This window comes from Marinobacter sediminum (genome assembly GCF_023657445.1).
In the GTDB taxonomy this organism is placed as follows: domain Bacteria; phylum Pseudomonadota; class Gammaproteobacteria; order Pseudomonadales; family Oleiphilaceae; genus Marinobacter; species Marinobacter sediminum_A.
Map to the genome: position 1 here is coordinate 660,507 of NZ_JAGTWY010000001.1, position 26,796 is coordinate 687,302.

General features: G+C 56.5%; 26 protein-coding genes and 1 tRNA gene. 13 read left to right on the plus strand and 14 right to left on the minus strand.

The features are described 5' to 3' along the window. The first annotated feature begins 10 nt into the window (after positions 1-10). The 8 genes from bamA to KFJ24_RS03255 all read left to right on the plus strand — a co-directional run bounded on the left by bamA (position 11) and on the right by KFJ24_RS03255 (position 7,233). Complete coding sequence (gene bamA, locus KFJ24_RS03220) at positions 11-2,329, plus strand: outer membrane protein assembly factor BamA (RefSeq protein ID WP_250829648.1); 2,319 nt, start codon at positions 11-13, stop codon at positions 2,327-2,329. A 49-nt stretch (positions 2,330-2,378) separates the two neighbouring features. After that, entirely contained in the window at positions 2,379-2,876 is a 498-nt protein-coding gene (locus tag KFJ24_RS03225; RefSeq protein WP_250829649.1) for an OmpH family outer membrane protein, read from the plus strand. Between the two features lie 45 nt (positions 2,877-2,921). Further along, complete coding sequence (gene lpxD / locus KFJ24_RS03230; RefSeq protein ID WP_250829650.1) at positions 2,922-3,947, plus strand: UDP-3-O-(3-hydroxymyristoyl)glucosamine N-acyltransferase; 1,026 nt, start codon at positions 2,922-2,924, stop codon at positions 3,945-3,947. Positions 3,948-3,958: 11 nt separating this feature from the next. Next, positions 3,959-4,396, plus strand: a complete 438-nt coding sequence (fabZ, locus tag KFJ24_RS03235) for a 3-hydroxyacyl-ACP dehydratase FabZ (RefSeq protein WP_250829651.1) — start codon at positions 3,959-3,961, stop codon at positions 4,394-4,396. After that, complete coding sequence (gene lpxA / locus KFJ24_RS03240; protein WP_250829652.1) at positions 4,396-5,187, plus strand: acyl-ACP--UDP-N-acetylglucosamine O-acyltransferase; 792 nt, start codon at positions 4,396-4,398, stop codon at positions 5,185-5,187. The genes fabZ and lpxA overlap by 1 nt, the downstream gene beginning before the upstream one ends. 18 nt (positions 5,188-5,205) lie before the next feature. Beyond that, the gene (gene lpxB / locus KFJ24_RS03245) at positions 5,206-6,390 is read left to right on the plus strand and encodes a lipid-A-disaccharide synthase (protein ID WP_250829653.1); all 1,185 of its coding nucleotides are present in this window, start codon (positions 5,206-5,208) and stop codon (positions 6,388-6,390) included. Further along, the gene (gene rnhB / locus KFJ24_RS03250) at positions 6,390-7,085 is read left to right on the plus strand and encodes a ribonuclease HII (protein WP_250829654.1); all 696 of its coding nucleotides are present in this window, start codon (positions 6,390-6,392) and stop codon (positions 7,083-7,085) included. The genes lpxB and rnhB overlap by 1 nt, the downstream gene beginning before the upstream one ends. 71 nt (positions 7,086-7,156) lie before the next feature. Next, positions 7,157-7,233, plus strand: a tRNA-Met gene (locus tag KFJ24_RS03255). A gap of 172 nt (positions 7,234-7,405) precedes the next feature. Here KFJ24_RS03255 and KFJ24_RS03260 read toward each other — a convergent pair. The 12 genes from KFJ24_RS03260 to hpaH form a co-directional block, all read right to left on the minus strand. Beyond that, complete coding sequence (locus KFJ24_RS03260) at positions 7,406-9,307, minus strand: FAD-binding monooxygenase (RefSeq protein ID WP_250829655.1); 1,902 nt, start codon at positions 9,305-9,307, stop codon at positions 7,406-7,408. A 419-nt stretch (positions 9,308-9,726) separates the two neighbouring features. After that, positions 9,727-10,653, minus strand: a complete 927-nt coding sequence (gene hpaD / locus KFJ24_RS03265) for a 3,4-dihydroxyphenylacetate 2,3-dioxygenase (RefSeq protein WP_137434873.1) — start codon at positions 10,651-10,653, stop codon at positions 9,727-9,729. 198 nt (positions 10,654-10,851) lie between these two features. Then, on the minus strand, positions 10,852-12,069 hold the full coding sequence (locus KFJ24_RS03270) for a Bcr/CflA family multidrug efflux MFS transporter (RefSeq protein ID WP_250829656.1): 1,218 nt from the start codon (positions 12,067-12,069) through the stop codon (positions 10,852-10,854). 10 nt (positions 12,070-12,079) lie between these two features. After that, positions 12,080-13,282, minus strand: coding sequence for a multidrug effflux MFS transporter (locus KFJ24_RS03275; protein WP_250829657.1), 1,203 nt, complete (start codon positions 13,280-13,282; stop codon positions 12,080-12,082). A 13-nt stretch (positions 13,283-13,295) separates the two neighbouring features. Then, positions 13,296-13,511 (minus strand): hypothetical protein, encoded by a 216-nt coding sequence (locus KFJ24_RS03280; protein ID WP_250829658.1) that lies wholly within the window; start codon positions 13,509-13,511, stop codon positions 13,296-13,298. A 139-nt stretch (positions 13,512-13,650) separates the two neighbouring features. Continuing rightward, positions 13,651-14,073 carry a homoprotocatechuate degradation operon regulator HpaR gene (hpaR, locus tag KFJ24_RS03285; protein ID WP_250829659.1) on the minus strand — a complete coding sequence of 141 codons (423 nt, stop codon included), beginning with the start codon at positions 14,071-14,073 and terminating at the stop codon, positions 13,651-13,653. Between the two features lie 94 nt (positions 14,074-14,167). Beyond that, positions 14,168-15,088 (minus strand): 4-hydroxyphenylacetate catabolism regulatory protein HpaA, encoded by a 921-nt coding sequence (gene hpaA, locus KFJ24_RS03290; protein ID WP_250829660.1) that lies wholly within the window; start codon positions 15,086-15,088, stop codon positions 14,168-14,170. A gap of 83 nt (positions 15,089-15,171) precedes the next feature. Further along, complete coding sequence (gene hpaE / locus KFJ24_RS03295; RefSeq protein ID WP_250829661.1) at positions 15,172-16,707, minus strand: 5-carboxymethyl-2-hydroxymuconate semialdehyde dehydrogenase; 1,536 nt, start codon at positions 16,705-16,707, stop codon at positions 15,172-15,174. Positions 16,708-16,725: 18 nt separating this feature from the next. Further along, positions 16,726-17,508: a fumarylacetoacetate hydrolase family protein gene (locus tag KFJ24_RS03300; RefSeq protein WP_250829662.1), complete on the minus strand. Its 783-nt coding sequence runs from the start codon at positions 17,506-17,508 to the stop codon at positions 16,726-16,728. Positions 17,509-17,511: 3 nt separating this feature from the next. Beyond that, entirely contained in the window at positions 17,512-18,180 is a 669-nt protein-coding gene (locus KFJ24_RS03305; protein WP_250829663.1) for a fumarylacetoacetate hydrolase family protein, read from the minus strand. A 32-nt stretch (positions 18,181-18,212) separates the two neighbouring features. Next, positions 18,213-19,019, minus strand: a complete 807-nt coding sequence (gene hpaI / locus KFJ24_RS03310; RefSeq protein WP_250829664.1) for a 4-hydroxy-2-oxoheptanedioate aldolase — start codon at positions 19,017-19,019, stop codon at positions 18,213-18,215. 24 nt (positions 19,020-19,043) lie between these two features. Next, positions 19,044-19,847 (minus strand): 2-oxo-hept-4-ene-1,7-dioate hydratase, encoded by an 804-nt coding sequence (gene hpaH, locus KFJ24_RS03315; protein WP_250829665.1) that lies wholly within the window; start codon positions 19,845-19,847, stop codon positions 19,044-19,046. Positions 19,848-20,158: 311 nt separating this feature from the next. Between hpaH and KFJ24_RS03320 the strand changes: the two genes are divergently transcribed. The 5 genes from KFJ24_RS03320 (at position 20,159) to KFJ24_RS03340 (ending at position 24,116) form a co-directional block, all read left to right on the plus strand. Further along, positions 20,159-20,545: a 5-carboxymethyl-2-hydroxymuconate Delta-isomerase gene (locus KFJ24_RS03320; RefSeq protein ID WP_250829666.1), complete on the plus strand. Its 387-nt coding sequence runs from the start codon at positions 20,159-20,161 to the stop codon at positions 20,543-20,545. Between the two features lie 123 nt (positions 20,546-20,668). Next, complete coding sequence (locus tag KFJ24_RS03325) at positions 20,669-21,706, plus strand: TRAP transporter substrate-binding protein (RefSeq protein ID WP_250829667.1); 1,038 nt, start codon at positions 20,669-20,671, stop codon at positions 21,704-21,706. 4 nt (positions 21,707-21,710) lie between these two features. Next, positions 21,711-22,226 carry a TRAP transporter small permease gene (locus KFJ24_RS03330; RefSeq protein WP_250829668.1) on the plus strand — a complete coding sequence of 172 codons (516 nt, stop codon included), beginning with the start codon at positions 21,711-21,713 and terminating at the stop codon, positions 22,224-22,226. A gap of 23 nt (positions 22,227-22,249) precedes the next feature. Beyond that, positions 22,250-23,578: a TRAP transporter large permease gene (locus KFJ24_RS03335; protein ID WP_250829669.1), complete on the plus strand. Its 1,329-nt coding sequence runs from the start codon at positions 22,250-22,252 to the stop codon at positions 23,576-23,578. Positions 23,579-23,621: 43 nt separating this feature from the next. Next, on the plus strand, positions 23,622-24,116 hold the full coding sequence (locus KFJ24_RS03340) for a universal stress protein (protein WP_250829670.1): 495 nt from the start codon (positions 23,622-23,624) through the stop codon (positions 24,114-24,116). A gap of 94 nt (positions 24,117-24,210) precedes the next feature. Here KFJ24_RS03340 and KFJ24_RS03345 read toward each other — a convergent pair whose 3' ends face one another. Both KFJ24_RS03345 and KFJ24_RS03350 read right to left on the minus strand, forming a co-directional pair. Beyond that, on the minus strand, positions 24,211-25,686 hold the full coding sequence (locus tag KFJ24_RS03345) for an amidase family protein (RefSeq protein ID WP_250829671.1): 1,476 nt from the start codon (positions 25,684-25,686) through the stop codon (positions 24,211-24,213). Positions 25,687-25,735: 49 nt separating this feature from the next. After that, the gene (locus tag KFJ24_RS03350; protein WP_250829672.1) at positions 25,736-26,749 is read right to left on the minus strand and encodes a hypothetical protein; all 1,014 of its coding nucleotides are present in this window, start codon (positions 26,747-26,749) and stop codon (positions 25,736-25,738) included. Positions 26,750-26,796 lie beyond the last annotated feature (47 nt).

Consider the following 26,796-nt stretch of genomic DNA (forward strand, 5'->3'; position numbering starts at 1 on the left):
AAATATTTGAATGAGACGTTCTCTTCTAGGTGTAGCCGTTGGCCTCGCTGTTGCCGCGACCGGCATGAAGCCAGCTTTCGCGGATGAATTCACGGTTGCGGATATTGAGGTCGAAGGCCTGCAACGGGTATCTGCAGGTACCGTTTTTTCTGCCTTCCCTGTCAACATTGGTGAGCAGGTAGATCAGCCTGAGCTCGCTGATGCCATCAAATCCCTGTTTCGAACCGGTCTTTTTACCGATATTGAAGCCAGCCGCGATTCCGGTGTTCTGATCCTGACGGTGCGCGAGCGGCCCTCGATCAGTTCCATCGAGATTGAGGGCAACAAGAACATCGAAACCGAGATGCTCATGGACGCCCTGGCGGGCGCTGGCCTTCAGGAGGGGCAGGTATTCCGTCGGGCCACGCTGGAGCGCCTGGAGCTTGAGATCCTGCGGTCGTATATCTCGCAGGGTCGTTACAACGCACGCGTAAAAGCGTCGGCGGAAGAGCTCGCCAGAAACCGGGTTTCCATTCGCCTGGATATCAACGAGGGAACCGTTGCTGCGATTCACCATATCAATATTGTGGGTAATCAGGACTTCGAAGACGAAGAACTGCTTAACCTTTTCGAGCTGAAAAGCAGTAGCTGGTGGAACTCCATCACCAATTCCGACAAGTATGCCCGTGAGCGATTGAGCGGCGATCTTGAAACCCTGCGGTCGTTTTACCTTGACCGGGGCTACCTGGACTTCAATGTGGAGTCCAGCCAGGTATCGATTTCCCCCGACAAGCAGCAGGTTTTTATTGCCATCGCGGTAAACGAGGGGCCGGAATACACTGTCTCGGAAATCAATCTGCGCGGTAACCTCATTGTTGGTGAGGAAGAGCTGCGCAAGCTGATACCCATTGAGGAAGGGGACGTCTTTTCCAGGGCTCGCATGACAGCGATTTCCGAGACTCTGTCTTTCCGATTGGGCAAAGAGGGCTACGCGTTCGCGAGTGTGAATGCCGTGCCGGAACCGGGTGAAGGTAACACCGCAGCAGTCACCTTTTTCGTGGAGCCCGGCAAGCGGGCCTACGTTCGCCGGATAAATTTCGACGGCAATGTCTCTACCCGTGATGATGTTCTGCGCCAGGAAATGACTCAGATGGAAGGAGGCATTGCCTCGTCCGACCGAATTGAATTTTCCAAAACCCGCCTGGAGCGGCTTGGCTTTTTCAAGACGGTTAATGTGGAAACCGTGCCCGTGCCCGGAACGGATGACCTTGTCGATGTAAATTACGGCGTAGAAGAGCAGCCTACCGGCAGTCTGTCTGCGTCCGTTGGCTTTTCTCAGGATTCCGGGGTCATCCTTGGCGCCAACGTTTCGGAGAACAACTTCTTCGGTACCGGTAAGCGGGTTTCTTTCGGTGTAAACGTCAGTGACTCGGTCAAGAGCGCGAATGTGTCCTATCTCGACCCTTATTACACGGTAGATGGCGTAAGCCGGGGCTTCAGCCTGTTTGCCCGGCAAACGGACTATGAAGATGAGGATATTTCATCCTACCTGCTGGACGAGTACGGTGGCCGGATCACTTTCGGTTATCCAACAGACAACATCACCCGCCTGAACTTTGGTGTTGGCTATACCCGCTCCAATCTCAAGGAAGGCTTGTTCACCTCACAGGAAGTTCGTGACTTTATTGATGAAGAAGGCGACTCCTTTGACAATTACTTCCTGTTTGGCAGCTGGCGCCGCAGCACCCTGAACCGGGGTGTTCTGCCAACCGATGGTTTCAGCCATTCGGTGTCGCTGGATGTGGCAGTTCCGGGTAGTGATCTGACTTTCTATAAGCTCAGCCATAAGACCGACTTCTATTATCCCATCACGAACTCGGGCAGCTGGATTATGCGTGCCCGCACGGATATTGGCTATGGAGATGGTTACGCTGATCGGACGCAGATGCCTTTCTACGAGCACTTCTATGCCGGCGGGTATGGATCTGTGCGTGGCTACGAGGCAAACTCTCTGGGGCCAAGGGCGACCAATGACCCCAACGATTTATCTGAGCCGGATCCGTTCGGTGGTAATCTGTTGACGGAGGGCAGTCTCGAACTGATTTTCCCGACACCTTTCGCCGGCGATACCCGCTCAATGCGAACAGCATTTTTCTTCGATGCGGGTCAGGTGTTTGACACCGAACGTGGCTTCGATCCAGACGCGGGGGAAGTGCGCATGTCGGCCGGCGTCGGTTTCCAGTGGATTACTGCGGTAGGTCCGCTGGCCTTCAGTCTGGCGAAGCCGATAAATGACAAAAATGGCGATAAGACCCAGGTATTCCAGTTCTCTCTGGGCCAGACGTTCTAGCGAGTGGATTCAAAATAAAAATTACCGGATGAAACATAGGAGAAACCCGATGTCCCGAATTCCAATGATTGTTGCTGCTGCCATTATGGCGCTCTCGTTCCCTGCCATGGCAGAAACCCGTATTGGTGTTGTGGATTTAAGGCAGGCTTTGTTCTCTTCAAATGAGGCCAAAAGCTTCAGTGAGACTCTCCAGAAGGATTTTACCGCGGATGAAGCCAAGGTCCGGGAAGCGCAGGAGCAGGCACGCAAGCTCAAGGAACGTCTGGAAAAAGACGGTGCCATGATGAATGAAAGCGAGCGGAACAAGATGGCCGGCGAATTCCAGGAGAAGGTCAAGGAATTCAATTTCCTCAAGCAGCGTCTGGACAGCGCCGTTTCCCAGCGTAAGCAGGCGTTTCTGGAACAGGCTCGCCCTGATGTAGATGCGGCCGTAAAAGAGCTGCTGGAGGAGAACGACCTCGACCTGATCCTCCCGAGTGAGGCTGTCGTCTATGTAAAGCCTGAAATGAACCTGACTGCTCAGCTTCTCGACAAGCTAAACCGATAATTTCATAAGGGTGCCCCGGCCCCGGAATGCTTTTTGGAGTGCGTAATGACAAAAAGGTCCTATCGGCTCGGCGACATTGCCAAGGCACTGGGAGCCGAACTCCGGGGTGATCCCGATGTAAGGGTGTCCGGGCTTGCAACCCTGCAGGCAGCCGGGCCCGGACATATCAGTTTTCTGGCAAACCCCTCCTATGCAAAATACCTGACCGACACCTGCGCTTCGGCAGTAATTCTGTCTCCTGCCATGGCGGGGGATAGTCCTGCCGATGTGCTGTTAATGGATAATCCTTACCTTGGCTATGCTCAGCTGAGCCACTGGTTCGATCCTGAACCGGTTGCGGCACCCGGTAATCACCCTTCTGCGGTGATCGACCCGGCCGCCAGGATTGCTGAAGACGCATGCATTGGTCCGAACGCCGTGATCGAGGCCGGTGCTGATTTAGGCGCTAAAGTGGTTGTCGGTGCCGGCTCTGTTATTGGTGCCCGTGCCCGTATCGGTGCCGGGACCGTTATTCGTCCCCGGGTAACGATTGGCCATGATGTTGTCCTGGGCAAGCGCTGTCATATCCTCAGCGGTGCGGTCATTGGATCGGACGGTTTCGGTTTCGCCAATGAGAAGGGTGTCTGGCATCGAATTGCTCAGCTGGGGCGTGTTGTACTGGGCGATGACGTGGAAGTTGGCGCAAATACCACCATTGATCGCGGCGCTCTCGACGATACGGTGATCGGTGATGGAGTGAAGCTTGATAACCTGATACAGATCGCCCACAACGTTCAGATCGGCGACCACAGCGCGATGGCTGCGATGGTCGGCATTGCCGGCAGTACCCGTATAGGCCGGCACTGTGTATTTGGTGGTGCCTCTGGTGTGGCCGGCCACCTGGAGATCGGAGATCAGGTGCACCTGACCGGCATGACGTTGGTCACCGGTGATATCCGGGAACCGGGGGTCTATTCCTCTGGCACCAGTGCGGATACCAACCGGCAATGGCGAAAGAACGCCGTGCGTTTCCGTCAGCTGGATGCTTTGGCGCGGCGGGTTAAAGAACTGGAAAAGAAATCAGAGGGCTGAGGCCGATCAACATGATGTATATCGACGAAATTCTGGAATATCTGCCCCATCGTTACCCTTTCTTGCTGGTGGATCGGGTAACTGAGGTCGAGAAAGGGAAATCGATCAAGGGTTACAAGAATATTTCGTTCAACGAGTCTTTTTTTCAGGGTCACTTTCCGGGTAACCCGATTATGCCGGGTGTGCTGATCATTGAAGCTATGGCTCAGCTCTCGGGAATTCTCGGTTTTGTGACCGTGGACCGTAAACCTTCAGATGGCGTGGTACAATATTTGGCTGGATCCAGTAAGGCGCGTTTCAAGCGCCCTGTTTTGCCGGGAGACCAACTGTGTATGGAGTCGGAACTTATCTCCGGTAAACGTGGAATCTACAAATTCGATTGTCGCGCGCTGGTCGACGGTGAAGTCGTGTGCGTGGCAGAGATTCTGACCGCTGAGAGAGAAGTTTGATGGCGACAAATGACTGGTCGGGTGTCCATCCTCAAGCGATTGTGGACCCATCAGCCAAGCTGGCGGACAACGTCACTGTTGGTCCCTGGAGCTACATCGGCCCTGGTGTAGAGATTGGCGAGGGGACCGAGATCCTTTCCCATGTGGTCGTTAAGGGACCAACCGTAATCGGCCGCAATAACCGGATTTTCCAGTTCTCCAGTATCGGAGAGGAATGCCAGGACAAGAAGTACGCGGGTGAACCAACCACGCTGATTATCGGTGACGATAACGTTATCCGTGAAAACTGCACGATCCATCGGGGAACGATCCAGGACCGGGGTGAAACCCGCATTGGCAGTGGCAACCTGCTCATGGCGTATGTGCATGTCGCCCATGACTGCTTGGTTGGTGATAACACGATTCTGGCCAACTGTGCGACGCTTGCAGGCCACGTAAATGTGGGAGACTTTGCGATTCTGGGCGGTGGCACCATGGTCCACCAGTTCTGCAGTATCGGCCCCCATAGTATGGCAGCGGGAGGCAGCATCGTGTTGAAGGATATTCCCGCTTATGTCATGGCCAGCGGTCAATCTGCCGAGCCGCACGGCATGAACGTTGAGGGTCTCAAGCGTCGCGGCTTCAGCAAGGAGGTTCTGCTTAGCCTGCGCCGCGCCTACAAGATCATCTATCGCCAGGGGCTGACGACCGAGCAGGCTGTGGAAGCACTGGAAAAAGCGTTCCCCGGTACTGCTGAAGTAGCGCCCCTCATTGACTCCCTGCGAGGAGCTCACCGCGGCATTATTCGCTAAGGCGGCGGGAGTCTCTCGGTGGAGCATCGTTTAACTACGGCGGTTGTCAGCGACCGCAAAATTACCATCGGTATCGTGGCAGGGGAGGCATCGGGGGATATTCTCGGTGCCGGCCTGATCCGATCGCTTCGCGCCCGCTACCCACGCGCTCGTTTTGTGGGGATCGGCGGCGATGAAATGATCGCCGAAGGTTTCTGCTCCCTGGTTCCGATGGAGCGCCTGTCCGTAATGGGGCTGGTGGAAGTGCTAGGCCGAATCCGGGAGCTGTTCAGCATTCGGGCCCGCTTGCTGGAGTACTTCTTTGCCACCCCGCCGGACGTGGTCATTGGTATTGACTCGCCAGACTTCACTCTTGCCATAGAACGCCGATGCCGTGATGCCGGTATTCCGACAGTCCACTATGTCAGTCCTTCGGTGTGGGCATGGCGACAGAAAAGAATCTTCAAGATTGCCAAGTCGGTCGACCTGATGCTCACCCTGTTTCCTTTCGAGGCGCGATTTTACGAGGAGCACCAGGTTCCGGTGGCCTTTGTGGGCCATCCTCTCGCAGACCGAATTCCCATGATCCCTGAAACCGGCAAGGCCCGTCGTGAGCTTGGGCTTGATGACCGGGCACCGTTACTCGCCGTTTTGCCGGGGAGCCGGGCGGGCGAAGTGGAGCGACTGGGAACTCTGTTTCTGGAAGCTGCGCGCTGGATTCAGGAGAGGCGTCCTGATCTCCAACTGGTGATCCCCTGTGTGAACCGCGAACGAGAGAAACAGGTGCGGGATCTGGTCGATGCGCTGGAAGTGAAACTGCCAGTCACTATCGTGCGCGGGCAGTCCCGTGAGGTGATGGCTGCCTCAGACGTTGTTCTGCTCGCTTCAGGCACCGCGACGCTGGAAGCCATGCTGCTGAAAAAGCCTATGGTTGTGGGGTACAGGCTGAGTAATTTCAGTTATGCCTTGCTGTCGAGGCTCGTCAAGGTACCCCACGTCGCGTTACCCAATCTGTTAGCCAAAGAAACGCTGGTGCCGGAACTGTTGCAGGACGATGCCACGCCTGAGTCGCTCGGATCTGCAGTGCTTGAACGGCTTGAGAATCAGCAGGAGCGCCAGCGATTGGTGGATGCCTTTACCGAGCTGCACCTTACCCTGAAGCAGGATGCCGATGAGAAAGCGGCGAACGCGATTTCTGAGCTCGTTGAGCGGGGGCAGGTTTAGTGGCTCGTGTCGTACTGCCGCCGTTTGAATGTTCCTACCAGGGCCACCTGCTGGCGGGTGTGGATGAAGTAGGGCGAGGGCCGCTGATCGGAGCTGTTGTGACCGCGGCGGTTATTCTCGATCCGGCAAGGCCCATCGCTGGCTTGGCCGATTCCAAAAAGCTGACTGAAAAGAAGCGCAATGCGCTGTACGAAGAGATCGTCGAAAAGGCAGCAGCCTGGTGCCTCGGCCGCTGTGAGGCCAGTGAGATCGACCAGCTGAATATATACCAGGCCACCATGTTGGCGATGGAGCGGGCAGTGGCGGGCCTTCAGGTCGAGCCCGAGTATGTGCTGGTCGACGGCAATCGCTGTCCGAACTGGCGCTGGGCCTCAGAACCAGTGGTAAAGGGCGACAGCAGGGTAGAGGCGATCAGTGCCGCTTCCATCCTGGCGAAAGTTACCCGGGACCGTGAGATGGAAGAGCTGGAGCAAACCTATCCGGGTTATGGCCTGGCGAAGCACAAGGGGTATCCAACGCCCGTGCATCTTGACGCGCTTTTGCGGTTGGGCGTTACGCCGGAGCATCGCCGCTCTTTCCGACCTGTCCAGGAGGCGATCGAGCAAATTGGCTTCTGGAGGCAGCCTGAGGCAATGACCCAGGGTAATGTTGAAGATCTGAAATTTCCGACCGACCTTTTTGAAAATAGCGATTGACAGAGTCGATCTCTATCCTTAATATACGCGCACGTTGATCGGGGGGTTCCCCGGTAAACAACCAGTTTTGATGCGGGGTGGAGCAGTCTGGTAGCTCGTCGGGCTCATAACCCGAAGGTCGTTGGTTCGAATCCAGCCCCCGCTACCATATAAGAAAAAGGCAGATCAGTATCATACTGATCTGCCTTTTTTGCGTTTGGGTTGGCAGAAAATTCGTGGGATGTATGTGTGACACATATGTGCCAAGACGTGGCTCGGTGAAGCTGGGCCAAATCGGCCCAGAGCCTTCACCGTCTTGCTGTATCATCCAATACGTATCATCACTGGGGGCTGCGTTGCAGGGCCCCTTCGAAGAACGCGGCAAGCTCACCTACGTCACTGAATGAGAGTACCTGCGAAATATATTGGTCAGGTCGCACTACGACAACGGCCCCATTTCTGTCGATACCGCGCGTTTCGAAGATGTTGACCTCCGGGTCGATTGCGTAGACTTTTTCATAGTCGGTCACCTGGAACGGCCCCACCTTCGGCGCAAAAATGGCCGGGATTTTCGGGCCGAATTCGACTTCGCCATGGGGTTGTTGGTAGATCACCTTGACGTCGAAGATGCTGTCCAGATCCCAGCCCTCGGGGGTGTACTTCACGACCGGCGAGTCGGGTGAGGTGTACAGCCACTCAGCCCAGGCGGCCAAACGGGAATCTTCTCCGGGACGGGCCTTGTCGGCGAAGGCGTAGATCCGCCAACGACCGTCGGCGGTGGCATGGTGGCCCAGGTGGACATCATTGCCATCGCAAACCCGCGTTACCCGCTCCGATTTGAACCGCTTGCCAACGGGGAAGCCGGTGGCCAGGTTCTGGTGTTCTGTGGTGCCAGTGACCATCGACGGCTGGTACTCGGTCATGAAGCCAGCCGGGAATTCTGCGGTTTTGACATAAAAATCCGCCAGTTCTTTCGGATCGTCGAACTCCTCGGCGGGCTTGGCCATCAGGCTCGACCATTCCCGGTCAAAGTCAATCAGGTTCTGCGCGACAACCTGGCGTTCACTTGAATAGGTATCGAGCAAAGATTCGGGCGCGATGCCGGAAAGCACATGGCCCAGCTTCCACGCGATGTTCCAACCGTCCTGCATGGACACATTCATGCCCTGACCCGCTTTGGCGCTATGGGTGTGGCAGGCGTCACCGGTGATAAAGACCCGCGGAGTCCGGGAGCCTTCTTCGCCGGGTGGGACGTCATCGAATTTGTCGGTCACTCGATGGCCAACCTCATAGACGGTGTACCAGGCGCAGTGCTTCACATCCAGGGTATAGGGGTGAAGGATCTGGTTGGCCTTTTTGATGGTGGTTTCCAGAGTGGTCTGGCGTATCTGGTGGTTGTCATCCTCGGGGACTTCGCCAAGGTCGACGTACATCCTGAACAGGTGACCGCCTTCGCGAGGAATGTGCAAAATACTGCCACCGGTTGATGACTGGATGGCACATTTGGTGCGAATGTCCGGGAAGTCGGTGCTGGCCAGCACATCCATGACACCCCAGGCATGGTTCGAGACCGCGCCGATATGCTTGCGGCCAATCGATTCACGAACGCGACTGTGCGCGCCATCGCAACCGACGACGTATTTGGCTTTCACCGTGCATTCCTGGCCTTCTTTATCACCCGCGGTATGGCGCAATGTTACTTCGACGGGATAGTCCTCGCCGTCGTGAACCTCCAGCCCTACGAATTCCAGGCCGTAGTCGGGGGTCAGCCGGGCGGGGGCGTTTTTGGCGAACTCGGTGAAGTAATCGAGAACCCTGGCCTGGTTGACAATCAGGTGGGGAAACTCGCTGATTTCACCGGTGGCGTCATCCGGCGCCACCGAGGAACGGGCAATGTGCGCCGGGTTATCGGCGTCCGGGGCCCAAAAGGCCATCTCGGTAATACGGTAGGCCTCGGCGGTGATTCTTCCGGCAAAACCGAACGCCTGGAATGTCTCGACACTGCGTGCCTGGATGCCGTCGGCCTGGCCGATTTCCAGTCGCCCGGGGCGCCGTTCGACAATTCGGGTAGTGATGTTCGGGAACTTCGCCAACTGAGCGGCGGCAATCACGCCGGCAGGACCGCTGCCGACGATAAGAACATCCACAACATCCGGGAGCGTCTCGGGGCGATCAATGCCCGTACCGGACGCTTCCTCGACTCTCGGGTCGGTGGATACGTATCCGTGGTGGTGAAATTGCATTGTGACTTCTCCTTTTTGTTTTCTGGGCCCGGTCGGATGATATTGAGACCGGTTTGCTGTGTTTCTTATATGAATCCGCTTTTTTGTCCGTATGTGATGGCCTTCGAGTCGTTACCCGAATAATAGCCTTGATAATGATCATGAAAGACTGACTCAATTCTGCGCAGTTAAGCTTGTGCAGGAAATGTAAAATTCTGGTTTATTATTGCACTTTTCCATATTTAACCCGGGTCATCACAGCTCACGACTGGCTCAGATTATTGATCAAAACTCAACCAATAATTTCGGTGTTGAGTTGTTTGGGGCAAGACACCGTAGCTGCAGACAATCTGTTTAATATTCCCACAAAAATGCACAGCAACTGGGTGCCCTGATAATGGCCTGCAGTTGCAGGCCGTTATCGTCTCCGACGTTTACTCTCAGATGCGGCTTGAACCGGGAATAAAGGACTCGGTGACTGAGGCCTGCGGGGCAGGAACCTTGTCGCCGCTGACTTTGGATACCGGGAATACCGCGTTGATCTGGCCAGTCCCTGAGCTGCCGAAGTAAGGTGTCAGTACTTCCGCTTTCTGGTCGTACTCGGACCAGCCCAGTGCGCCGAGCAGCATGGCGGTGTCATGCATAAAGCCTTCACCATGACCTTTTACGGCGTATTCGGGCAGCATCTCGCAGAAGTCTTCCCACTCGCCATTTTCCCACATCCGAACCACATCATGATCCAGGCGCTCCAGGAACGGAGACCAGGTCTTGGTGGCGAACTTCGGCGCCTGACCATTCTGGGCAAAGCGATGAGACAGCGAGCCGCTGGCAAAAATGGCCACGGTACCGTCGTAGTGCTCTTCGATCGCCTTGCGCATTGCCCAACCCAGACGGGCACTGTCATTCAGGTAGTGCACGGTACACAGTGCAGAGACCGAGATTACCTTGAAATGGCGGTCTTCGTTCATATAGCGCATGGGGACCAGAGTGCCGTACTCAGGATCGAGGGTGGTCTTGTCATGCGCGAGTGTTTCAACGCCCTGGGCATTGCATTCGGCGGCCAGCAGTTTGCCCAGCTCAGGGTTCCCGTCATATTCAAACTTCATATTGGAGATGAAGTGAGGCAGTTCGCCACTGGTGTAATTACCTTTGAAGTGGGCGCCACAATTGATGTGGTAATTGGCGTTCACCAGCCAGTGGGTATCGAATACGACAATGGTATCCACGCCCAGCTCGCGGCAGCGGCGGCCGATCTCGATATGACCGTCGATGGCCGGTTGGCGAAAGCCCTTCTGCGGACCGTCCAGCTCGGATAGATACATGGATGGTACATGTGTGATTTTAGCGGCAAGCGCGAGTTTTCCCATGACAGTTTCCTTTTGTTGTTGAAAGCTTCGGGTGCGCTGGATGACACAGTGCCATACTCTTGATAGTGATTGGCAGGGCTTGATTCCAGCTTCTGTAACTCAATTATTCGCGGCTCCTCTTTGACAGGAAATGCAGTATTCACGTTAAAAATTGCATTTTTCGGTTCTGTTTTCCGGCATTGCCTGATTCCTCCATTCTTATCCTGCGCCTTTGGGCGAGGCATGATCCGACCGTCTCTCGGAGAACAGTGCCGCTGCCAGGGCTGAGGCCGAGAGCAGACCCGCCAGTCCGACAACCAGTGTCATTGGTAGTGGTGTGCCGTCATGGAGGGCGCTGACCAGGGAGCTTGCCAGTGCCCCAAGGCCGAATTGGGTTGCTACGGCAAGCCCGGCTGCGGCTCCGGCCTGTTGCGGGTAGTGCTGCAGCAAACTCGCCATGCAGTTAGCCCCCAGAACACCCGTGACTCCGACATATCCGAATAGTCCGGCAACGATGGCCGGTAGTCCTCCGATGTCCTGCAGTCCGATTACCAAAAGCGCGATCCCGGAGGCGGCCGCAATGCCGGCACCGATCAGGAGCATCTTGCGGGGGCCGGTCCGGCGGACTGTGCGGGCGTTGATGGTTACAAAGAGAATGATGCCACCGATGTTGAGACTGAACAGCCAGGCATAATGCTGGGGTTGCACACCGAAGTAATTGATGTAGACGAAGGGCGACGCGGTGATATAAGCAAACATGCCGGCGAAGGAAAATGACATGCACAGGATGTAGCCGAGCGCCAGCGGGTGGCGAATGATGCGGAAATAGGCAGAGAAGACGCCGAGGATGCTGGCATTGCGGGAGGTGCCGGTATTGGTTTCCGGCACCTTGACGGCGGTTATGGCCAGCACGATGCCGGCAAACACCATCAGGGCGACAAACAGGGCGCGCCAGCCAAAGATCAACAACAGGTAACCACCGAGTAACGGTGCGATCAGGGTCGCAATCATGGTGATCAGGTGCATCAGCGACAGCACGCGGGCGGACTCATTGACCGGAAACAGGTCACGAACGACCGCCCGGCCTAGAACGGAAGCGGCGGCGCCACCCAGGGCCTGGACGAACCGAAGCGCCACGAGCTGGTTGGCGTCTTGGGCAAGAATACAGCCGAGGCTGGCGAGCAGGTACAGGGAGATTCCGCCAAGGAGCAGTGGCCGGCGGCCGTACTTGTCGGACAGGGGGCCATAGAACAGCATGCCGATGAACAGGCCCAACAGGAACGCCGTGATGGTCAGTTGGATACTGCTCTCCGGGCTCTGCAGGTCAGCAGCGATGAGTGGCAGGCCCGGGAGATACATGTCGATGGAAAGAGGGCCAAACGCCTGCAGGGCGGCCAGTAGGACGATGAGTCTCCGGGGATGTTTTAATGGCACCACGATACTCTCCTCAGGCTTCTGCTGCCGGACTGCGTTGGCGACTGACTGCGTAATAGTGGGCACCGAGCGCAGCCACCGGTGCCAGACAGATACAGACGGCGATCGGCAGTACGCCGTCGCCGAGCAGCAACGGCATCAGTTGGGCAATCACGGCGCCGGCCAAAAGTTGTATGAACCCCATCAGCCCGGAGGCGGTGGCCGCCGATGTGGGTGAACAACTGATCGCAGCGGACTGGGCATTGGGTTGGCTGAATCCGCGGCCGAGAGTTACCAGCGCCATCGGAAGGAACAGCGTGGCATAGGTCAGCGTGCTACCAAGCGTGAAACCGAGCAGTGTCAGTGCGCCAGTCAGCGAGAGCACATTGCCGAACAACAGCACCTGGTCGACACTGGCGTGCCTGGCCAGCCGGGTCGACAGGAAACTGCCAGCCATAAATGCCAGCGAGACCGTCAGGAACCAGGTGCCAAACAGGGCAGAGTTACCACCGAGGCCGTCAACGATATAGGGCGCGGTGCCAACAAACATATAGAACGCCGCGGCGATGCAGGTGGTGGAGAGTGCGTAGCCAATATACCCCCCCGAACTGAAGACACTGGCATACCGCTGGATGACCGGCCCCAGTCGCAGGCTGTCGCTCTTCACACGGCAGGTTTCCGGCAACTGTAGCGTGGCCACCAGCAACGCGACGCCACCCATGCCCAGGGAAATATAGAAAACGGAATTCCATCCTGCCCATAGGTTCAGATAGCCGCCGACCGTCGGGGCGATTGTCTGGGCGGTGGCAATTGCCATGACAACATAACCCATGCGGGCGGCGGCGCCCTCGCGCCCATAGATATCAATGATGATTGTGCGCGCCAATACCATCGCGGCACTGCCACCGAGCGCTTGCAGTACACGGCCGGCGATCAGCTGCGTCACATCGGGTGCGAGTGCCCCCAGCAGGCTGCCGATGGTGTGCAAAACCAGTCCCCCGAGCAGGATTGGGCGCCGGCCGAAGTGGTCGGCCAGCGGGCCGGACAGTAACTGGCCGAACGCCAGTGTGAACAGATAAGCGGTAAAGCTCAGCTGAATCACCCCGACATTGGTCTGCAACTCCCGGGCCGCGTCCGGCATCGCTGGCACGAAAAGGTTGAGCGCCAAAGGACTTGCCATGGCGATCAGGGTCATCAGTGCGATGGATGGTCTGCGTACCGGGGTATCGGCTGTCATTTTCGACGTTGTCTCAGTGTGGGTCACGGATGACCAGCAGGCGCAGTTCGGTCATGTCCTCAATGGCGTAACGTACATCCCTGATCGCCTTCCCGGCCTCGATGTACAGTGCTTCGGCCAGTGCTACTTGGGTGACCACTTCACCGGTATACTTGTCGTGGACTGCCAGATGCTGGTTTGTTGACACGGCGGTATTGGCGAGGAAGTACGGATAACTTTCTTGAAGCATTACGGGGTAATCTCCACCTGTGTTGGGCGGACGTAAACGGCCGCTCCAATTTAATTAACATGTTAAATAATAATTTAGTTAATATGTTATCTAATGTCAACGCTTTCAGGTCGGGAGATAGGCGGGAGAGGAAGGGCCTTCAGGGCTTCATATTACAGAATTTGGTCAACAATTCTTCCAGCGCTTTCATGTCCTCGCGCGAGAAACGCTCGGTCATTTCCTGGTAGCGTGCCTCAACGCGAGGACTCATTCTGGCGAACATTGTCTTGGCCGTGTCGGTCAGGCTGATCAGGATTCGGCGCTGATCTTCCGGCGACTTGCGGCGGTTTATGTAACCCTGCTGTTCAAGCCGGTTGATGATTCCGGTGAGGCTTGGGCTGAGAATGCAGCACAGTTCTGCCAACTGCTTCGATTCCAGTTCCTCGAATTCATAGAGCGCCCGGATCACACGCCACTGCTGTTCGGTAAGAGGAATTTCCTGAAGCATGGGGCGGAAAAAACCCATGGCAGCCTCGCGGGCCTTAAGCAGCCGAAGGGGAAGCGAATCATCAAACTTGCGCATGAACTGGGTTACCTCAGTGGTCCGGTCTCTGGGAATTCGACAAGTCATTGCCAATAGTCGCAACGGGCCATTTTATTAATATATTAAGGGATGTCTAGTGTGTTCTGCGGAGTGCCGTGTGCCTGCGGAATTTCTGGGTGGTCATCCCGGTTTGCTTCTTGAAGAAGCGCGAGAAGTAGGCAGGATCGGAAAAGCCAAGCTGGTAGCAGATCTCGTTGCTTGAAAGATTGCTGAATATCAGCATTCGCTTGCTTTCCTGAATCACTCTGTCGTGAATCAGCTTCTTCGGGGACGTGTTGGCAATCCGCTGACAGGTCTGGTTCAACCGGCTTTCCGAAATCGCCATTTCCGCTGTGTAGCGGGGCAGGTGCCACTGCTCCTGGTAGTGTTCCTCTATGATATCGGTGAAACGACGGAACAGTCGCAGGTCCTCGTTGTCGACGGTTCTGCTGGCCGACCGTTTGAAAGAAAGCCTGGCCAGGCGGATCAGTAACAGCCGGACGAGACTCTCCAGCGCCAGCTCCTTTGCCGCCTGATTCCCGGACCATTCCAGCTGGATGTCTTCCAGAATACTGTTCAGCAGCGTCCACTGGGTTTTCTGTTCGTCGGGCAGGCGGTCGCGCTCCAGACAGATCGCTTCTGTGAGGCTGGTATTGATTTCGCGACTGACGTTATCTTGCATCAGCTGCCACGCCAGAGACTGGTGAATTGTCAGAACGTGCCCGCGGGCGCTGGGATCGGTGCGGAACGAATGGGGAATGGACGCCGGCGTGAAGAAACAGCTGGGCCCGATCACTTCATAGACTTTGTCATCGATATGAAAATCGATCACGCCACGATCGATATAGTGGATCTGGACATATTGGGCGTGGCGGTGCACCGGCATGTCCCGGCCATAGAAAGCAGCCAGGTTTTCCAGCACATCATAGTGTATAGACGCATCGAGATAGCGCCTGTCGTAGTCCTGTCCCAGGATGATGTTGGGAATCCATTCAGTCTGATTGGTTTCGCTCATGGCGCGAATCTAGCAGAAATTTTATGGGACCGGGACCCCGTGCCGCTGCACGGGGTCCGGCTGGTTTGGCCTGGGACGCGCAATCAGCCCTTGCCAAGCTGCGGCACCCGGTGAGTACCATGCGCGATGCAGACGTTCTTGGTTTCCATGTAGAAATCGAAGCTCCAGTCGCCGCCATCACGGCCGATGCCGGACATCTTGGTGCCCCCGAACGGAGACGGCAGGTTGCGGTTGTTCTCGGAGTTCACCCACAGCATGCCAGCGTCGACATGCCGGGCCATGCGCATGGCCCGGCCGGTGTTTTCGGTCCAGATGTAGCCGGACAGACCGTACTCCGTATCGTTGGCGACCGCGATAGCCTCCTCTTCGGTATCGAAGGTGATAGTGGTCAGTACCGGACCAAAAATCTCTTCCTGAGCGATGCGCATCCTGCTGTTGGCATCGGTGAACAGGGTCGGCTCCAGATAGTTGCCGGCCGGGTCCAGATCGCCGTTCGCCTCGGTGATGCGCTTGCCGCCTACGGCGGTGTTGGCGCCATCCTCTTTAGCGATGTCGAAATAGCTCAGGACCTTGTCGAAGTGCTCTTTGTGTACCAGAGGGCCGACCTCGGTGTCCGGATCCAGCGGGTGACCGACCTTAAGGTTGCGAACCCTCTGTTCCAGTGCAGCCATGAACTTGTCACGAATGCCACTCTGGATTAGCAAACGACTGGAAGAGGTACAGCGCTGGCCGTTCAGGCTGTAGATCATGAACACAACTGCATCCAGCGCCCGCTCGAAGTCGGCGTCGTCAAACACGATGACCGGGTTCTTTCCGCCCAGTTCGAAATGCATGCGCTTGAGGGTGTCGGCACCCTGGCGCATGATGTGGGAGCCAGTGGCGGATTCTCCCACCAGCGCCACAGCCTTGATCGCAGGGTGTTCTGTCATGCGCTTACCCGCCGTCTCGCCAAAGCCATTGACCATGTTCCATACCCCTTTGGGCAGGACTTCATCGGCGATTTCGGCCAGGATATGGGCGCTCAGCGGAGTCAGTTCGGCTGGCTTGTGGACAACCGTACAGCCCGCCGCCAGAGCCGGAGCGATTTTCCAGGTAGACAGCATGAATGGCGTATTCCAGGGCGTGATGATGCCTACCGGACCAATCGCCTTGCGTATAGTAAAGTTGGTGTGTTCCTGCTGCTGCAGGGAGAGGCCATCCTGGGCTTCCGGCGCCTTGTCAGCGAAGAAGCGGAAGTTGGCGGCGCCTCGCTCGGCCGCCTTTTTCATGAAACGGATCGCCTGGCCGCAGTCCATGGACTCGACCAGGGCGATTTCGTCGGCACGCTCGACCAGGCGGTCGGCGAATTTGTTCAGCAGTCGCTTGCGCTCGGCGCCCGGGGTGGCGGCCCAGGCTTCAAAGGCATCTTCGGCAGCCTTGCAGGCGGCATCCATATCGTCGGTTGACCCGGCCATGATCTTGCCGATGGGGCTATTGTCGGTCGGCGTGATGTTGTCGTATTCCTTGCCGCCGTTACCGAGGGTGAACTCACCGTTGATGTAGTGGCCGGTGGTGTTGTTCCTGAAACGTTCCAGGTAGCGCTGGGCACGTTCCAGGTTGGTCGCTTGTGTATCGCTCATGATCGTTCTCCTGAAGGCTCAGTATTTGTCGCCGTAGTACTCTTTTTCGGAGACGATGCGTGTCTCCAGTGAGCAGATGTTTTCGATGGTGCAGATCACGGTGTCGCCGGGCTGCATGTCGACCACGCCGTGCGGGGTACCGGTGGCGATCATGTCACCCGGATTCAGGGTCATGATCTTGCTCAGGTACTCCACCAGAAAGGGAACGTCGAAGATCATGTCGCTGGTGGAGCCGTCCTGAGTGATCTTGCCGTTGACCTCGGTAGTCAGGCGCAGGTTGTTGACGTCCGCCACGTCCTCGCGGTCGACAATCCACGGTCCCATCGGCAGCAGGGAGTCCCGGCTCTTTACCCGCAGGTTGGGGCGATAGTAGTTCTCCAGATAGTCGCGGATTGCGAAGTCGTTGCACACGGTATAGCCGGCTACGTAATCCATCGCATCTTCGCGTTTGATGTTTTTGCCCGCTTTACCGATTACCGCCACCAACTCACACTCGTAGTGCTGGAATTCAATGTTGTCGGGGCGGTAGCTGACCTGCCTGTGCCCGGTGAGGGTATTGGCATGCTTGATGAATACCAGCGGTTCCTTGGGCGGTTCGAACGACAGCTCGGTGGCGTGGTCGGCGTAGTTCAGACCAAGTGCGAAGATGGTGCCCGGTTCCTTTACGGGTGGCAGCCACGTGATATCGTCCGAATCCAGTGCTACGTCCAGCACCTCGCCGCCACTGGTGGTGATGCGATCGTTGGTGTCGATGTCGATATCCAGCTCGCGGCCGTCAAAAATGATGCGTGCGTGTCTCATGGCTCAGGCACCTCCCAGTGTGTTGGTCAGGGTGCCGACACCCTCGATCGTTGCTTCCACTCTGTCACCTCGGGTGACCGGGACACGGTCACCGGCAAAGCCTACCGCGATGATCTCCCCCGGCTGCAGCGTCATGATCCAGGAGATGGTGCTGATCAGCTCGGCAACGCTGCGCTTCATGTCAGCCAGCGCAATCGCACTCTTCTGCTCGTCATTGACTCGGATGGTGACAGTGAGGGCGTCGGGGTTGGCGATGGTGTCGGCCGGGACGACCTCCGGGCCGACCGGCGCGGAGGTGTCCAGGCATTTGCCCTTGATATCGGGACGGAAGTAGTTTTCTTCCGGCAGCGAAAAATCACTGACGATGGTGTAGCCACGGACATAATCCAGTGCTTCAGCCTGACTGACGCGGCAGGTTTCGCGGCCAATGACCACGCCCAGGCTGGCGCCAACTGCCATGGCTTGAACGTCGTTGCCGTCGAAATCCTTCGCCCATTCCACCTCGGCGCCATCAACGTTCCAGGTGTTACGTGGCTTGTAATACAGCACCGGCTGGGTCGGTGGTTTCTTGTAGGGGGCTTCGTTGAATGTCCCTTCCAGAGCAGCCAGCTGGGACTTGTCGTTCAGTGCGACGCAGATCAGCTTGCTGTGAACCAGGGTGTTTGCTGTCATGATTAACCTTTTCTTGTGGTGGCCGCCGTTGATTAGTAGCCGGCCTGAGGTTTGTCGTCTTCAGCCGGGGCGCCCTGTTTGAAGCGCTGCGCCAGCTTTCGGGTTTCGTTGGCCAGGATCATGGTGTCGACGCCCACACCGACGAAATTGGCACCGTGCTTGATGTAGCTTTCTGTCAGGGATGGGTCGAGGCAGAGCAGGCCGGCATGTTTGCCGGCAGCACGTATTCTGCTGAGGCCCTTGTTGACCGTATCGACCACCTTCGGGTTGCCGGCGTCGCCGATGTAGCCCATGGATGCGGACAGGTCGGACGGGCCTATGAAGACCCCGTCGACACCGTCAACGGCAAGGATCTCATCGAGGTTGTCCATGGCACTGACGGTTTCCACCTGGACGATCAGGCAGATCTCATCATTGGCCTTCTTCAGGTAGCCTGGTGTCTGGTTCCAGCGGGCCGCTCGGGCCAGCGAGGTGCCCAGGCCGCGAATGCCGGCCGGTGGATAGCGAACCGCCTGTACCAGCTGTTTTGCCTGTTCCGCGTCCTCCACCATTGGTACCAGCAGTGTCTGCACACCAATATCCAGCAGTTGCTTGATCAGTGCAGTATTGCCTTCGACACAGCGCACGATCGGGGCGACGTCGTAGGGTGCCATTGCCTGCAGGTGAGACATGATGGTGCGGAGGTCGAACGGGGCATGTTCACCGTCGATCAACAGCCAGTCAAAGCCGGCTATCGCGGCAATTTCGGCCGCGCTGTTGTCTGGCAGGCCCAGCCAGAGCCCATATTGGGTTTCCCCTGCGGCCAACCCCTGTTTGAAACGGTTTTTAGACAGTTCCATGGTCGTTCCTTCGGTGCGTTCTGGTTAGTCGAAGTTCAGGGTCACGCCGCCCAGAGAGCCGAAATCTGCATGCACGGTATCGCCGGCCTTGACCGGGACAGGGCGGGTGAATGAGCCGGACAGGATGACCTGGCCTGGTTCCAGGCCAACCCCGTGCGGCGCAAAGCGCTTGCAAACCCAGGTTATGCCTTTGACGGGGTTGCCCAGAACGCCACCGGCCAGGCCGGTTTCTTCGATCTTGCCGTTGAGGTACAGCATGCAGCCGGCCCATCGCAGGTCGATGTCCATCGGCCGGATGGGGCGGCCACCCATGACGATGCCGGCATTGGCGGCATTGTCGGAAATGGTGTCGTAGACCTTGCGTGTGTAGCCGGTATCGGGGTCGGTGCGCAGGCAGCGGGCCGCGATCAGTTCGAGGGACGGGATGATGTAGTCCGTGGCGTTGATAACATCGAAGATGGTGACGGCGTCGCCGAACAGCGGCTTTTTCAGCACGAAGGCCAGTTCAACTTCTATGCGTGGGTCGAGGAAGTCGGATGCCTTGATGGTGGCACCGTCCTCGATCAGCATGTCATCAAGCAGTACACCATAGTCCGGCTCATCGATATTAGATGACATCTGCATGGCACGAGAGGTCAGGCCAATCTTGTAGCCCATCACCTTACGGCCTTCGGCCACTTTGCGATCCACCCAGGCTTTCTGGATGGCGTAGGCCTCCTCCATGGTCATGTCCGGGTAGTCGAGCGTCAGGGCCGGGATCTGCTTGCGGCTGGTCTCGGCCTGGTAGAGCCTGTCGGCAGCCGTTTCGATTTGATCTTTCGTCAACATGCTTGTTATGCACCTTTTTTTTGTCGGGTGGATGACCGGCGATGGCCTGTCGCGGGCGGCAGTTGCCTGAGCCTGGAGGCTGGAATGGACTCCAGGCCTCAACGATAATTTCCCTATTTTAGTTAACATATTAAGTAAGTCAAGCGTCCGAATTGTATGCTCCTGAACTTCTGCTCGGCAGGCATATTTCATTTTACAGAGTGTGTTGACAAAACTTAATATGTTAATTAGATTCTGGGTAGCCTCTGGTTAGCAAGTGCGTTCAGGGGCGTCCATCAACAACGATGAACTTATAATCCGGGACTCATCCTATGCCTCATTTCATCGTCGAGTATTCAGGTAACCTCCACGACCGTCTGGAGTTCCAGTCGCTGTTTGCAAGTTTGCACGAATACGTTGTCTCTACCGGGGCTTTTCCTATTGGTGGTGTGCGTAGTCGGGCTATTCGCTGTGACGATTTCCGGGTCGCGGATGGCAGGGAAGGCTTCTCGTTCCTCAACCTGACTCTGAAGATCGGTCACGGCCGGGACATGGCGTTGAAGAAAGAAGTCGCGGAGCGGGTGTTCGACATTCTCTGCGACTGGATGAAGCCAGTCACTGATACCGGCTATTGTCAGATCTCATTCGAGATGACGGAGCTGGATCCTGTTCTAAAATTCAACAAGAACAACATTCATCCTCTGTTCTCAAACACCTGACGGGAGTGTGACAAAGGGTGGGCGCTGCAGGACCTGTAGTTGCAGCGTCAGGAATGTTCGCGGGTCTACCCAGGCCGCGGCAATGCAAGTGATAACTACAAAACAATCAGGAGAAAGGCCGTTATGACAAAAACAAAGATCTTTACCAAAGCCGCCATCCTTTCATTGGGGCTGGCGATATCCGGCAGCGCTCTTGCCGCCACGACGTTGCACGTCGGAACCTGGCTGCCGCCGACTAACCCACAGAACGCAGTGGTCTGGCCGACATGGGCCAAATGGGTCGAAGAGGCAACCGAAGGACGGGTTAAGGTTGAAATCGAAAACGATCTGGGCCACCCGAAAACCATGTTCCAGCTGGTAGAGGACGGTGTCGTCAACGCCGGATTCAGTTACCACGGATACGTTCCGGGCCGTTTCCAGTTGCCCCAGATTGTGGAATTGCCGGGTCTGGGTGTGGGAGCCGAGGCGGCTTCCGTGGCACTCTGGCGGGTGTATAACAAGTACTTCATGGACTCCGGTGAGTTTGAAGGCCTGACACTCATTGGCACGTTTACCCATGGTCCGGGCTATATCCATTCCATTGAGCCAATCACCTCCTTCGATCAGATCAAGGACAAGAAGATTCGTATTGGTGGTGGTGTCCAGACCGAGCTTGGCAAGCGGATGGACGTGACTCCGGTTTCGGCGCCCGCCCCAAAAGTCTATCAAATGATGCAGCAGGGGGTGATTGATGGTGCCTTCCTCCCCATGGGTGAGCAGAAGACTCTGCGTCTCAAGGAAGTGGCGCCCAACGTCACCATGCTCCCTGGCGGCATGTACCTCGGCAGTTTTTCCATGTTCATCGACCCATACTTCATGGAAAAGCTGGACCCCAAGGATCGCGAGGCGATCATGAGCGTATCGGGTGAAAAACTCTCCGCCCTGGCCGGACGTGCCTGGGATGGTATTGATGACGAGGGCCTGAAGGCCGCGCAGGAAGCCGGCGTCAACATCATCCAGGTTAAGGAAGGTGATCAGATGGCGAAGGACTTCCAGAAGCTGATTCAGGGCATGGACGAACAGTGGATCCAGAACGTTTCTGATCGTGCCCCGGATGCCCGAGAGGCGCTCAAGGAACTGCGGACCGTTGCCCGAGAGTATGAGCGTGAACACCAGGAGTAACCACATGTCTCTCGCTACCTGGGTTAACAGGCATTATAGCGAGAAGGGGCCAGCCAAGTGGCTGGTCTTCCTTCTGGAGGTTCTGGCAGCGTCAGTTCTCTTCCTGCTTATGTTGACTACCTGCGTGGACGTGGCCGGACGCTATCTCTTCAACAGTCCCGTTCCCGGGGCCACTGAGCTCACCCGGCTCGGCCTTGCCCTGATGGTATTCGCGGCGATGCCGGTTATCACTTATCGGGGTGGGCATATTGTGGTGGACCTGCTGGACAATGTGCTGGGGCAGAAGGTGTTGAAGGTTCTCGGGCTGGTTTCCGCCCTGGTTATTTCCTCTTCGATGTACTTCCTTGCGGTACGGATCTTTGAGCTTGGCGAGAGGTCGATCCGGCGTGGTGTTGTGACGGAATTTCTCGGCCTGCCCAGTGGTTATATCACCGAGTACATTGCCATTATGAGCTGGCTGACCGCCGCGTGCATGATAACGCTCGGGGTTTATCGCATCCTGTTCACTGCTAACAAATAAACCAATCAGTTACGGAAAATTCTATGACCGTCGTGCTGACCGGCTTTGCCGTTCTCCTTTTCATGATCGTGGTTCTGAGGGTGCCAATTGCCTTTGCCATGGGCCTGGTCGGTTTCTTTGGTTTCGCCTTTCTGATGGGGCTGGACCTGACCAACGTCATGGATTTCCGCTGGCGGGGCGCTCTGTCGATGGCGTCGAACCGGGTGATCGATACGGTCCAGAATTATGGCCTTTCGGTCATTCCGTTGTTCGTGCTGATGGGGAACCTGGTGACCCGTTCGGGTCTGGCCCAGGAGCTTTACCATGTCTCCAATGCCTTTCTCGGTCATCGAAAGGGCGGGTTGTCCATGGCAACGGTAGTCGCCTGTGGTGGTTTCTCGGCGATCTGCGGCTCCAGTCTGGCGACCTCCGCGACCATGGGCAAGGTGGCCATGCCACCGATGCGCAAATACGGTTATGCCGACTCCTTGGCCACCGCCTCTATCGCTGCTGGCGGCACTCTGGGCATCCTGATTCCGCCGAGCGTGATTCTGATCATTTACGGTCTGCTGACCGAGTCCTCTATCCGTGAACTGTTCGCCGCCGGATTCATTCCGGGCATCCTCGGCATGGTAATGTATATGGTCGCGGTGCGTTATGTGGTTTGGCGGGATCCCAGCGCCGGCCCCGCGGGTGAGAAAGCCGATTGGTCGGAACGTTTGCGTGCTCTGAAAGGCGTTTGGGGAGTATTGCTATTGTTCACCGTCGTTATGGGCGGTATCTATCTGGGTGTTTTCACGCCGACGGAAGCGGCGGGCATCGGTGCCGGTGGCGCTTTTGTGATTGCCCTTGCCCGGCGCAGCCTCACCCTCTCGACACTCTTCGAAACATTGGCGGATACAGCGCGTACTTCTGCCATGCTGTTTGCTGTGGTGATCGGGGCGCTGATTTTCTCAGATTTTATTAACCGGGCCGGGCTGCCAGATATGCTGCTGGGGTTCGTGACTGCACTGGATGTGGCCCCGATTGTCGTGATTCTGGCAATTTTGGCTATCTACATTGTGCTTGGGATGGTGTTTGAGAGCCTGTCGATGATCCTGTTAACAGTGCCGGTATTCTATCCGCTGGTGGAGAGTCTGGGCTTCGATCTGGTGTGGTTCGGCATAGTTGTTGTTGTCGTGACCGAGATCAGTCTGATCACGCCGCCCGTGGGTATGAACGTCTTTGTGCTCAGTGCAGTACTGAGAGATGTCAAAACGGGCACTATCTTCAAAGGTGTTACCCCGTTCTGGTGTGCCGATATTGTGCGCTTGGCGCTGATTGTGTTTATTGCCCAGATTGCACTGTTTTTGCCGGATATGCTGTACCACTAAGCGGCACAGCGTTACCTGTCACGGATGGATAGAGGAGAAGACGATGTTTCATGATGTTAAAAAGATTTTATATGTCTCCGATCTTGATCAAGGTTCACGTCCGGCATTCCGTGCAGCGGTCAGCCTGTGTGGTCACTACTCCGGAGCTCAGATCACGTATCTGTATGTAATTGAGTCCCTGTCGGGCACTACACGCAGTGTGCTGAGTAATATGATGGAAAAAGAAGAGCTCGACGAGATGCTGAACAAGGGCGTTGAGGCGTTGAGCGTCAAAATCCGCGGGCGGATAGAGCGCTTCTGCGAGGAAGAGCTGGAAGAGCACGAAGTGCTAGGCATGAAGAATATTGAGGCGCGCATCGAGGAAGGCACGCCCTGGCGCAAAATTCTTGAAGTCGGCGACGAGATGAATGCCGATGTGATTGTTATGGGAACCCGCAAGCACAGCTCGCTGGGTCAGGCACTGATGGGTTCTACCGCGACCAAGACGCTGACTCACTCTAAGCGTCCGGTGCTGATCGTGCCGCTGGGTGCTGCCTGATAGAGCCTGTTTCCTCTCCAGACAGCATCAGTCTCATAACTCTCCAGTCCCCGCTACCGTTTAAAAAAGCCGACTATTCAGTCGGCTTTTTTGTTCAGAGTCCAGTGGGTGGCTCAAAGCCCGCCAATCCTGCCTCCTCAAGTAACTGGGCAAACCTGATGGTGGTTAAATCCTTCCCGGGCGCCCCGATCACCTGAATGTTGTATGGCAAGCCCTTTTCGGTTCGCCCAACAGGCACTGAGGTTGCCGGCAGGCCGAGCAGGGTGGCCAGGGCTATCCAGCAGAACTGGTCCATGTACGCTTTGGGCTGACCAGCGACCATAATCCGGCGTTTGAAGACCGGCTGGCTGTGATCATGCTTGATAGCCGTGGTGGGTGTGACTGGTGTCAGCAGGACATCTATTTCTCGGAAAAGGTCTTCGATCTCGGCCCGCATCTTCTCCCGCACTTCGTTCCAGACCGCCCATCGATGTACGGCCTGATTCACACCACGTCCGTACTCGCCGATAAAGGGCGTGACCGGACCGAAGAATTTCAGCCATTTTTCCAGCAGGGCAATCCACTTCATCTGGCGGCGCTGGGCGGGTTTGAGAGAGGTGCTCAGAAGACTGCCCAGTAAATTAAAATAGGCAGGCAGGATATGCTCCATATTGAGCAAGCTGTGAGTCGCCTCTGCCACCAGCGCGCCTTTATTCCCCAGCTTTGTTGCAAGGTTTTGATAGCCGCTGGCCAGCTCGGTATCAATCGGGCAGAGCGGATCTTCCAGCCAGAGACCAACGCGGGCCTGGTCCAGACTATCCAGTTTGGAGGGCTCCATGGTCAGTGACCAGCTACGGGCCTCTGCGGGGCGCGGTCCGGCAATGACGCCGAGTAAAAGCTCCAGATCTTTACCGGAGCGGGCCATGGGGCCACCTTCCACCAGGTCTGGCCGGGACTGGGTGCCCGGAGGCCCGGGAATGTGGCCCCGGAATGAGACCAGCGCGCGGGTTGGTTTGTGCCCGAATACGCCACAGAAATGGGCGGGTGTGCGAATGGACCCTGCCAGGTCGCTGCCAACCTCGAGGGGTGTCATGCCGCTTGCCAGAGCCGCAGCGGCACCGCCAGAGGAACCACCAGGTGTATGGTCGCGGTTATAGGGGTTGTTGGTAACACCGAAGAGTTTGTTGTAGCTCTGAAGATCGGTGGCGTAGATGGGCACATTGGTTTTGCCGAGGATAATGGCGCCGGCATCTTCCAGTTGCTGGACGATGTCTGCGTGAATGCGGGGAATATGGTTACTTAGTGGTGGTGCACCGGCAGTGGTGGTCATACCGGCAACTTCCCAGGTGTCCTTCAGCGTTAGCGGCAATCCGTGCAGTGCGCCGGCTTTTTCGCCTGCAGCCAGCCTTTTGTCAGCAGCCGTTGCCTGTTCCAGAGCCCGGTTTTCGTCCAGCGTAATGACGGCGTTTATCTCGGAGTTGTGTTGCCGGATACGTTCCAGAAAGGCGCGTGTAACGGCTTCGCTGGAAATAGTGCCAGCTTTAAGATCGGCGACGAGCTGATAGGCCGGCCGGTAGTGCAACGCATCCATAGTGTCGGCTCTTGTTGTTTTGGAAAAGGCGTCCGTAACGAACGGGTCGTCAGGGCAGTTCTTCTCGCCAGTATTTCACGCGAACCTGCTGCTTCACGGCATCGATGATCTCGATAATAAGACTGATGAGTGCCTCGTTCTGGGCTTCGTCTGCCTCTGCCTCCACGCCGCCGGGCGCGGGTAGGAACACATTCACGATGTCTTCAATAAACGCGTGATTAGAGGCCGATGCCAGATCTTCGAGGATCTGGTGTATAACGTTTGCAACGATGTCCCCTACAGCCTCTTCAAGGGTTTCCTGAATGGTAGGGCCCACCACAGGCAGATATTTGAGCCGGGACAGTTCAAGGTTCTGTTTGAGCGCATTGTCAACGCGGTCTTCCAGGTAGCTGCGAAGGGCACCCCGGTTGGGTACATACCCTTCCTGGGCCGCTTCCGCCACACGGTCGGAAATCCAGTTGGACAACATGTCCCGACGAGGGTAGAGGATATCCTGCTGGATCTTGTCAAACAGCGGAGAGCCGCGCCTCACTTCTTGCTGGACGCCGCTCAGCACTTTGATAACGATGCGGTCGGACAGTTCTTCCATAAAAGCTTCGTAATAGAAATTTACGAAGCGGTAGATTTTGGTGTTGGTGACATCAATGATCTTGTACTGGTGCAGGCGATAGATAATCGATATGACCCGCAAAACCCTCAGGAAACGCAGGCTGCCGACGGGAATACAGCCGACCAGATCGTACCAGTGAATAAACGGATAGAAATACCAGCGGTCGTAGATGCTGGCCTTCACAGAATAACCCCAGCGCAGAAAGAACTCGGTCAGGAAAATACTGACGAAGATCATGTCATAGAAAATGAACCGCTCGTGGATGGGGTGATAGAGCGCCTGTAACGTCGGGGCATGGTTCTTTAACAGCTCCTGTATGGCCACAAAGTTGTAGATGGAATCCCAGATGATGAAGGTCAGGTTGATGATCAGCAGGCCCAGCATCACGAAGTCAACCACAAACCAGATCAGCTGGTGGCTGGACTTCAGGTTTTCTCGATTAATGTGGAGCATTCAGGGTTTCCTGTTGCCTGTCAGGACTGTATAAGTAGCTGACAGGT

Coding starts and splice junctions, on each gene's coding strand:
- bamA (WP_250829648.1), top strand. CDS start 11: ATGAGACGTTCTCTTCTAGGTGTAGCCGTTGGCCTCGCTGTTGCCGCG.
- KFJ24_RS03225 (WP_250829649.1), top strand. CDS start 2,379: ATGTCCCGAATTCCAATGATTGTTGCTGCTGCCATTATGGCGCTCTCG.
- lpxD (WP_250829650.1), top strand. CDS start 2,922: ATGACAAAAAGGTCCTATCGGCTCGGCGACATTGCCAAGGCACTGGGA.
- fabZ (WP_250829651.1), top strand. CDS start 3,959: ATGATGTATATCGACGAAATTCTGGAATATCTGCCCCATCGTTACCCT.
- lpxA (WP_250829652.1), top strand. CDS start 4,396: ATGGCGACAAATGACTGGTCGGGTGTCCATCCTCAAGCGATTGTGGAC.
- KFJ24_RS03260 (WP_250829655.1), bottom strand. CDS start 9,307: ATGCAATTTCACCACCACGGATACGTATCCACCGACCCGAGAGTCGAG.
- hpaD (WP_137434873.1), bottom strand. CDS start 10,653: ATGGGAAAACTCGCGCTTGCCGCTAAAATCACACATGTACCATCCATG.
- KFJ24_RS03275 (WP_250829657.1), bottom strand. CDS start 13,282: ATGACAGCCGATACCCCGGTACGCAGACCATCCATCGCACTGATGACC.
- KFJ24_RS03280 (WP_250829658.1), bottom strand. CDS start 13,511: ATGCTTCAAGAAAGTTATCCGTACTTCCTCGCCAATACCGCCGTGTCA.
- hpaR (WP_250829659.1), bottom strand. CDS start 14,073: ATGCGCAAGTTTGATGATTCGCTTCCCCTTCGGCTGCTTAAGGCCCGC.
- hpaA (WP_250829660.1), bottom strand. CDS start 15,088: ATGAGCGAAACCAATCAGACTGAATGGATTCCCAACATCATCCTGGGA.
- hpaE (WP_250829661.1), bottom strand. CDS start 16,707: ATGAGCGATACACAAGCGACCAACCTGGAACGTGCCCAGCGCTACCTG.
- KFJ24_RS03300 (WP_250829662.1), bottom strand. CDS start 17,508: ATGAGACACGCACGCATCATTTTTGACGGCCGCGAGCTGGATATCGAC.
- KFJ24_RS03305 (WP_250829663.1), bottom strand. CDS start 18,180: ATGACAGCAAACACCCTGGTTCACAGCAAGCTGATCTGCGTCGCACTG.
- hpaI (WP_250829664.1), bottom strand. CDS start 19,019: ATGGAACTGTCTAAAAACCGTTTCAAACAGGGGTTGGCCGCAGGGGAA.
- hpaH (WP_250829665.1), bottom strand. CDS start 19,847: ATGTTGACGAAAGATCAAATCGAAACGGCTGCCGACAGGCTCTACCAG.
- KFJ24_RS03320 (WP_250829666.1), top strand. CDS start 20,159: ATGCCTCATTTCATCGTCGAGTATTCAGGTAACCTCCACGACCGTCTG.
- KFJ24_RS03325 (WP_250829667.1), top strand. CDS start 20,669: ATGACAAAAACAAAGATCTTTACCAAAGCCGCCATCCTTTCATTGGGG.
- KFJ24_RS03330 (WP_250829668.1), top strand. CDS start 21,711: ATGTCTCTCGCTACCTGGGTTAACAGGCATTATAGCGAGAAGGGGCCA.
- KFJ24_RS03335 (WP_250829669.1), top strand. CDS start 22,250: ATGACCGTCGTGCTGACCGGCTTTGCCGTTCTCCTTTTCATGATCGTG.
- KFJ24_RS03340 (WP_250829670.1), top strand. CDS start 23,622: ATGTTTCATGATGTTAAAAAGATTTTATATGTCTCCGATCTTGATCAA.
- KFJ24_RS03345 (WP_250829671.1), bottom strand. CDS start 25,686: ATGGATGCGTTGCACTACCGGCCGGCCTATCAGCTCGTCGCCGATCTT.
- KFJ24_RS03350 (WP_250829672.1), bottom strand. CDS start 26,749: ATGCTCCACATTAATCGAGAAAACCTGAAGTCCAGCCACCAGCTGATC.